This is a genomic window from Candidatus Pelagibacter sp. PS_17 (genome assembly GCF_059417945.1).
On sequence record NZ_CM182073.1, the window covers coordinates 1,340,593 to 1,347,920 of the forward strand.

The following is a 7,328-nucleotide window of genomic DNA, read 5'->3' on the forward strand; positions in this document are numbered from 1 at the left end:
ATGAGTAAAGAAAAAAGACTAATAGAAAAAGAAGACTTACTACCATCTGATGTTTACGCAAAAAGTAGAAAACAAATCAGAAAAGATTTAGTTGAGTTTAAAAAAGATAGAAGAATAGCACTTGGTCCTTATGCTACTTTTTATTTTGAAAGTTTTGAAACTATGGTTGCCCAAGTTCAAGAAATGCTTCACATCGAAAAAGGTGGAGATGAGCAATTAAAAGATGAATTAATAGCCTACAATCCCTTAGTACCAAGTGGAAAAGAACTTATAGCAACATTAATGTTTGAAATTGATAATCCAATTTCAAGAGCTAAATTTTTAGGTAAAGTTGGAGGTATTGAAGAAAAGGTATTTATGAAAATTAATAATGAAATTGTTAAAGCAGTTCCAGAAGCAGATGTTGACAGAACATCAGCAGAAGGAAAAGCTTCTTCAGTACAGTTTATCCATTTCAAATTAAATGATGATCAAATTTCTAAATTTAAATCAGATAGTGCAACTATTGAACTTGGGATTGATCATAAAGAGTATACTCACACAACAAAACTATCAGAAAATAGCATTAAATCGCTATGTGATGATTTTATCTAATAGAACCCCAAATATTTTCAGTTTTGACCCAGCCTGAATAATCTTCAGTTTTTACGTTACACCATATATTTTCACATTTTTTTAAGATTAATAGTCTTCCCTTTTCTAGTTTGGCTATTGGTTTTGAAAAGTTAGATGGTTTTTTATATAAAATTTTATCTTCTAAAATAATAATAGAATTTGATTTTTTAATCTGAGAAATGTGGATCCATCCACTATTATTTTTTAAATCTACAATTCTCCTAAAATTTTCTTTTTGATCTATTTGTTTTATCGGTAAATTTATTTTTTTATAAATATATTTGATTTTTGAATCAAAACTTGGTCCATATCGAACATTTACTTTACTTTTTTTTAAAGAAAGAAACTTTTCTTCAGCCATTGAAAATTGACCAAATAAAACTGATAGACACAAAAACCAGATAGCTATTTTTTTTATCATTTACAAAAACAGTTTTTTCTTTTTTTAAGTTTAACTTTTCTAAAATTTAATTGTAATAGATCTAAGATAAAAATATATCCATCAAGGCTTTTTCCAATACCAAGTATTTTCTTTAAAACTTCATTTGCTTGTATTGTTCCAATTATACCAGCAACAGTGCCAAGAATACCTTCTGACTCGCAATTTAATAAGTCATCTGAAATATCAGAGTCTTGAAAAAAACATCTTAAACATGGAATTTTTTTATTTTTAAAATTAAAAGTAAATATATGACCGTCAAATTTACTTATGGCTCCGGTTACAAGTATTTTTTTAAATTTATAACAAAAATCATTTAATAAAAATTTTGTTGAAAAATTATCAGAACCATCAACTATATAATCATAATCTTTTATAATTTTCTTAAAGTTATTTTTATTAAGTCTTATTTTGTAAATTTTAATTTTAATACTTGGGTTTATTTTTTTAATTTTAACCCTTGCTACTTGAACTTTAAATTTTCCTATATCGCTGGTGTTATAAAGACTTTGTCTGTGTAGATTAGATAAACTAACTTTATCATCATCAACTATACCTATCGAACCAACTCCAGCTCTTGCAAGAAATTCTGCAACAGGAGATCCTAAACCACCCATTCCAACAATTAAAACTTTTGAAGATATAATTTTTTTTTGTCCAATAGTGCCAATATCTTTTAGTACTATTTGTCTTGAGTATCTTTCTATTGATGCTTTTTTTAATTGGCTATTCATTTACCTGTTGAGCCAAATCCACCATCACCTCGCAATGTATCAGGTAAATTATCTGTTTCTTCAAACTCCATCTTAATTACAGGCATTAAGACCATTTGTGCTATTCTATCTTTATTGTTGATAAGGAAATCTTCTTTACCATGATTAAAAAGTATAACTTTAATTTCTCCTCTATAATCACTATCAATTGTCCCCGGAGTGTTTAAAACTGTAATACTTTTTTTAGCAGCCAAACCAGATCGAGGACGAATTTGAACTTCATAATCCTCTGAAAATGCCATTGAAAGCCCTGTAGGAACCAAATACGAGCTATTAGGAGCTATTCTAATAGGCTCCTCTATAAAAGCCATCAAATCCATACCTGAAGCACCATCTGTTTTGTAAGCAGGTAATTCTACTTTAGGATTTAATTTTTTGATTAATACTTTAGCCACTGAATTTTAATTTAATCCTTTAATAACTCTATCTACTATTTCATCAGCAATTTCAGATTTACTTTTTATTGTAAGCCTTTCATCATCCATATTTTTATCTCTATAATAAATCGAAACTTCATTAAAACTAGAGTCAAATCCAATTGCTTTATTGGAAACATCATTTGCTATTATCCAATCGCAGTTTTTTTCATCTAATTTTTTTTTTGCATTTTCTTCTATATTATTAGTTTCTGCAGCAAATCCAATTACCAACTTTGGTCTAAGAGAATTATGTTTTGATACATAATTTAAAATATCAATATTTTTTTCTAGTTCTAGATTTAATTTTTCTTGCTTTTTAATTTTGCTATTACTTATTTCTTTAACTTTATAGTCAGCAACAGCTGCTGAAAAAATTGCTACATCTGTTGGTAAATTATTTTGTGTAGCTTTAAGCATTTCATCTGCAGTTTCTACTTTAATTAAGTTTATATTGTTGCCTACTTCTAAATTTGTAGGTCCAGAAATTAAAGTGGTTTGAAATCCTTTTTTAGCAAATGCTTTTGCTAAAGCATAACCTTGTTTTCCAGAAGATTTATTTGTTATAAATCTTACAGGGTCAATATATTCATTAGTTGGTCCAGCCGTTACTAAGGCTTTTAATTTATAATTTTTATTTAATTCACTAAAGTATAAATTAATTTCTTGAACAATATCATCTGGTTCAGTCATTTTACCTTCACCAAATTCTCCACAGGCCATATCTCCAATTTCAGGACCTATAATTTTATAACCAAATGATTTTAATTTTTTAAGGTTTTCTTTCGTTGATGGATGGTCCCACATTCTAACATTCATTGCTGGTGTTAAAAAAATATCTTTATCTGAAGCCAAAATTACAGTTGAAGCAAGATCATCTGAAGACCCTGTGCTTAATTTTGAGATTGTATTAGCGGTAGCTGGAGCTACAACAATTAAGTTTGCCCATCTAGATAGTGAAATATGATCCATTTCAGCCTCATTTTCAGAGCTAAATAAATCGTCATAAACTTTTTCTTGAGATAGTGAGGCAACGGACAAAGGAGTTACAAATTCTTTAGCACTTTTAGTAAGAATAGTTTTAACCTTTGCACCTAATTTTTTTAATGATCTGATTAATTCTAAACTTTTGTAAGCAGATATCCCACCACATATTATTAAAAGTATTTTTCTTTCAGATATATTATTCATTGTGAGAATTAAAATACTACTAGACCAAAAATTACAAGCAGTAATAAACCAACAATAGACTGATTTCTAAAGGCAGTCATTTCAGATCTCTTTTCATTTAAGGCAGTAAATGAATTTGAATTTTGGGGGATCTGTCCACTTGCTAAAAATGATAAAGCTTGATTGGCTTTATCCATAATCTCTGGAAAATCAGGCAATCTTTTAATTACTTCAGTAGTACTTTTTAAACTTTCATTTAAGGTATTAATTGGATCTTTTGTTTCTCTTAACCAACTTTCTAAAACTGGTTTTGAAGTTTCCCATATATTGGTATTAGGGTTAAGTTTTCTCGCAACACCCTCAACCACTACCATTGTTTTTTGTAACATTAATAATTGAGGTTGAGTTTGCATATTAAATTTTTCAGTAACTTCAAAAAGTTGTTTTAATAATTTTCCCCCAGAAATATCTTTTACAGATTGACCAAAAATTGGTTCACCAATTGATCTTAATGCTTGTGCTAAATCATTAACAGGCACATCTTTAGGAACTAGACCAGCAACCAAATGTACCTCAGCAACTTTTTTGTAGTCTCTTTGAATAAATCCAAATAAAATTTCAGCTAAAAATCTTTTGCTAAGATTGTCTAATCTTCCCATTATTCCAAAATCTATAGGAACAATTTGCCCATTATCGTCAATAAATATATTTCCTTGATGCATATCAGCATGAAAAAAACCGTCTCTAACAGCATGTCTTAAAAAATGCTGAATTACATCAGAGGCTATTCTCTTAGTATCTATATTTCTTTTTTGTAAATCTTCTGTTTCACGAATAGAAACGCCTTCTACCCAATCAAGTGTCATGACATTTTCGCTTGTAAAATTCCAATAAATAGCAGGAACTCTAAAACCTGCATCATTCTTTGTATTTTCGGCATATTCATTTGCAGCTGCTGCTTCAAATCTTAAATCCATTTCTAAATTAGTTATTTCTTTAAGAAGAAAAACCACTTCTACCAATTTCAGCCTTTTTGTTTTTTTTATAAATGACTCAACCATAAAAGCAAAAAGCATCAAAGCATCTATCTCTTCATTAAATACTTTTTTTATATTTGGTCTTAAAATTTTAATAGCAACATCTTTTATGGTTCCATTGTCATTTATTTTTGCTTTATGAACCTGTGCTATTGAAGCTGCTGCAACTGGTTCACTTAAATCAATGATTGAATTGAAAGTATCATCTCCTAGGTCTTTTTTAATTATTGCCTTTGCTTCAGTTAAAGTAAAAGCGGGCAATCTATCTTGTAAGCCCTCTAACTGTTTTGCTAAATCATCTCCGATAATATCAGGTCTAGTAACCAAAAATTGTCCTAACTTAATAAATGTAGTTCCCATTGATTGTAGCGACTTAGAGAGTTTTGCTCCTTCATTTTCGTTTAAATTATTTTTATTAGGTGGAGAAAAAGAAAATGAAAGTATTTGGAAGAGAATCTTAATTGCTAATGGTGGTTTTTTAAACTTAGAAAGAATAGTTAATATATCAGAACGAGCTAATTTTCTTCCTAATTTAAATAAGATGAATATTTTTTTTAACATTAGATTTTCCAGCCTGAATGAATAGCTACAATTCCACCTGATAAGTTTCTATAACTGCAGTTAACAAATTTATTTTTATTCATTAAATCAATTAACTCTTCTTGATTAATAAACTCTTCAATACTTTTAACCAGATATTCATAAGGTTCTTTTTGTCCAACTATAGCTTTTCCAACTAAAGGAATAAGTTTTGAATAATTTTTATATATAAAGTCTAAATTAGAGTTTTGAATTTTAGAAAATTCTAAACATAAGTAACGACCTCCTGGTTTTAAAACTCTATAAGCTTCTGATAAAGCTTTATTTAGATCTTTAGTATTTCGTAGTCCAAAACTAATTGTATAATAATCACAAGAATTATCTTTAATAGGCAACTTTTCAGCTGGAGCAATTATCCAATTGATATTTTTATAAGTATTTAACTTTTCTTTGCCTTTACCAATCATCCCTTTATTTGGATCAACACAAAATATTTCACCATTTTTATCAGTTGCATCTAAAAAAAGTTTACCAAGATCTCCAGTACCGCAGGCGACATCAATTAAAGTTTTATTATTTGAAGGGTTCATCCAACTTAATAGATCTTTTTTCCAAATTCTATGAACACCCAATGACATAAAGTCATTCATTAAATCATATTTGTCATAGACATTATCAAAGACACTTTGGACAAGGCCCTTTTTGTTTTGGAGATATTGCTGCATATTAAATTTATTATTTATTGATAATATAGTCTCAAATGCCAGAATTACCAGAAGTAGAAATAGTCAAACAATCGCTATCTAAAAAATTAGAGCATAAAAAAATCAAAAAAATAATAATTACGAATAGAAATTTAAGGTTTAAAATTCCTTTAAAATTTGAAGAATTATTAAAAAATAAAATTATTAAAAAAGTAACTAGATTTTCAAAGTATTTGATCTTGAATTTTTCTGATCAATCTTTTTGTTTAATTCATTTAGGGATGTCTGGAACTGTTCATTTAATAAAAAAAAATAATATTAGTAAGTTTACCAATACTAGTTTTTATAATTCACCAAGTCTACCAAAAAAACATAATCATGTTGAAATTCATTTTAAAGGTTTAAGAGTTATATACAATGATCCTAGAAGATTTGGATTTTTTAAATTTATAGAAAACAAGAAGGAACTTGAAAAAAGATTTAGTCATTTAGGACCTGAACCATTTTTTAAAAATTTTAACTTAGAATATTTAATTGGTTATTTCACAAATAAAAAAAAGGATATAAAAAGTTTCTTATTAGATCAAAAATTTGTATCAGGAATTGGAAATATTTATGCTAGTGAAATTTTATTTTTATGCAAAATTAATCCAATTACCTATGCATCAAAGTTAACCAAGCAAGATTGCAAAAAAATTATTACTTATTCAAAAAGTGTACTTAATAGGGCTATTAAAAAAGGAGGGTCAAGTATTCGAGATTTTAAAAACATCACTGGAAAAAGTGGAAATTTCCAAAAAGAATTTAGGGTTTATCAAAGAGAAAATCTAAGCTGCTTAAGAACTAAATGTAATGGGAAAATTCAGAAAATATTTATATCTAATAGGTCAACATTCTTTTGTAATACATGCCAAAAATAGGGAATTATTCTATTGACCAGTATAAATTCTCAAGCTATACCACTGCGCTTATGGCAAACACAAAATCAGCGATTAAAAGAATTAGAAGAATTGCTACACAAACATTGGTTAATAAGGCTCGTAAGAGCAAGTACAGAAATGCTATAAAAAAAATGAACCTTCTTTTGGTAGAAAAGAAAAAAGATGAAGCTCTAAAATTCTTGCCAAAGTTGAACTCTGAGTTAATGAAAGTTGCAAAAACTGGAATTATAAAGAAAGCAAATGCTTCAAGAAACATTTCGAGAATAACAAAGAAAATTTCAGGCTTATAATAAATTTATACGACTATTTTAAATTTCAACTAATAATACTTACATCATATAAGAAATCAAATTTTTAGATTAACTATATATAGATTTAGTAAAACAATAAGAAACATAATTTATAAATCACACAATCATAGATTTTAAATTTGTAAAACTTAATCGTTCAATCAAACAACACTGTGGCAAAATAATTTTTAAGATTTAAAACAGACCACCTCTTGGTTGTAATATTATATCAGCTTAGAGAGAATATTCCCGTTTGAAATGAATCACCTATAGATTTAATTTATTTTTATTTTTACTAAATTATTTATTGCAAATATTAATTTTATTTATTTTTGCTTTTACAAAATTATTTATTGCAAAAAAATTATTTTGCTTCTAACTGACCTTATTCCTACAAATTTTT

9 protein-coding genes are annotated in these 7,328 nt (G+C 27.5%); 3 read left to right on the forward strand and 6 right to left on the reverse strand.

All coding sequences use genetic code 11. The features are described from left to right. Entirely contained in the window at positions 1-594 is a 594-nt protein-coding gene (locus AC5SML_RS07130) for a DUF3501 family protein (RefSeq protein WP_006997507.1), read from the forward strand. Here the strand turns inward: AC5SML_RS07130 and AC5SML_RS07135 are convergent. From AC5SML_RS07135 to ubiE, 6 genes are read right to left on the reverse strand one after another with little or no spacing between them, the layout of a single operon-like run. After that, positions 587-1,036 carry an SH3 domain-containing protein gene (locus tag AC5SML_RS07135; RefSeq protein WP_006997506.1) on the reverse strand — a complete coding sequence of 150 codons (450 nt, stop codon included), beginning with the start codon at positions 1,034-1,036 and terminating at the stop codon, positions 587-589. The genes AC5SML_RS07130 and AC5SML_RS07135 overlap by 8 nt on opposite strands. Then, entirely contained in the window at positions 1,033-1,788 is a 756-nt protein-coding gene (locus AC5SML_RS07140; protein WP_271564425.1) for a HesA/MoeB/ThiF family protein, read from the reverse strand. The genes AC5SML_RS07135 and AC5SML_RS07140 overlap by 4 nt, the downstream gene beginning before the upstream one ends. After that, the gene (gene dut / locus AC5SML_RS07145; RefSeq protein ID WP_006997504.1) at positions 1,785-2,222 is read right to left on the reverse strand and encodes a dUTP diphosphatase; all 438 of its coding nucleotides are present in this window, start codon (positions 2,220-2,222) and stop codon (positions 1,785-1,787) included. The genes AC5SML_RS07140 and dut overlap by 4 nt, the downstream gene beginning before the upstream one ends. 6 nt (positions 2,223-2,228) lie before the next feature. Then, complete coding sequence (gene coaBC, locus AC5SML_RS07150) at positions 2,229-3,434, reverse strand: bifunctional phosphopantothenoylcysteine decarboxylase/phosphopantothenate--cysteine ligase CoaBC (protein ID WP_494617190.1); 1,206 nt, start codon at positions 3,432-3,434, stop codon at positions 2,229-2,231. Positions 3,435-3,442: 8 nt separating this feature from the next. After that, complete coding sequence (ubiB, locus tag AC5SML_RS07155; protein WP_006997502.1) at positions 3,443-5,011, reverse strand: 2-polyprenylphenol 6-hydroxylase; 1,569 nt, start codon at positions 5,009-5,011, stop codon at positions 3,443-3,445. Continuing rightward, on the reverse strand, positions 5,011-5,715 hold the full coding sequence (ubiE, locus tag AC5SML_RS07160; protein ID WP_011281685.1) for a bifunctional demethylmenaquinone methyltransferase/2-methoxy-6-polyprenyl-1,4-benzoquinol methylase UbiE: 705 nt from the start codon (positions 5,713-5,715) through the stop codon (positions 5,011-5,013). Before ubiE ends, ubiB begins: the two co-directional genes overlap by 1 nt. A 35-nt stretch (positions 5,716-5,750) precedes the next feature. On the opposite strand from ubiE, the gene mutM reads away from it, so the two are divergent. Then, positions 5,751-6,614: a bifunctional DNA-formamidopyrimidine glycosylase/DNA-(apurinic or apyrimidinic site) lyase gene (gene mutM, locus AC5SML_RS07165; protein ID WP_011281686.1), complete on the forward strand. Its 864-nt coding sequence runs from the start codon at positions 5,751-5,753 to the stop codon at positions 6,612-6,614. A gap of 50 nt (positions 6,615-6,664) precedes the next feature. Continuing rightward, positions 6,665-6,925, forward strand: a complete 261-nt coding sequence (rpsT, locus tag AC5SML_RS07170) for a 30S ribosomal protein S20 (RefSeq protein ID WP_026362696.1) — start codon at positions 6,665-6,667, stop codon at positions 6,923-6,925. Positions 6,926-7,328: the final 403 nt, after the last annotated feature.

What these genes read in the sequence shown, in the direction of transcription:
- AC5SML_RS07130 (WP_006997507.1), top strand. Translation starts at nt 1, where the DNA reads ATGAGTAAAGAAAAAAGACTAATAGAAAAAGAAGACTTACTACCATCT.
- AC5SML_RS07135 (WP_006997506.1), bottom strand. Translation starts at nt 1,036, where the DNA reads ATGATAAAAAAAATAGCTATCTGGTTTTTGTGTCTATCAGTTTTATTT.
- AC5SML_RS07140 (WP_271564425.1), bottom strand. Translation starts at nt 1,788, where the DNA reads ATGAATAGCCAATTAAAAAAAGCATCAATAGAAAGATACTCAAGACAA.
- coaBC (WP_494617190.1), bottom strand. Translation starts at nt 3,434, where the DNA reads ATGAATAATATATCTGAAAGAAAAATACTTTTAATAATATGTGGTGGG.
- ubiB (WP_006997502.1), bottom strand. Translation starts at nt 5,011, where the DNA reads ATGTTAAAAAAAATATTCATCTTATTTAAATTAGGAAGAAAATTAGCT.
- ubiE (WP_011281685.1), bottom strand. Translation starts at nt 5,715, where the DNA reads ATGCAGCAATATCTCCAAAACAAAAAGGGCCTTGTCCAAAGTGTCTTT.
- mutM (WP_011281686.1), top strand. Translation starts at nt 5,751, where the DNA reads ATGCCAGAATTACCAGAAGTAGAAATAGTCAAACAATCGCTATCTAAA.
- rpsT (WP_026362696.1), top strand. Translation starts at nt 6,665, where the DNA reads ATGGCAAACACAAAATCAGCGATTAAAAGAATTAGAAGAATTGCTACA.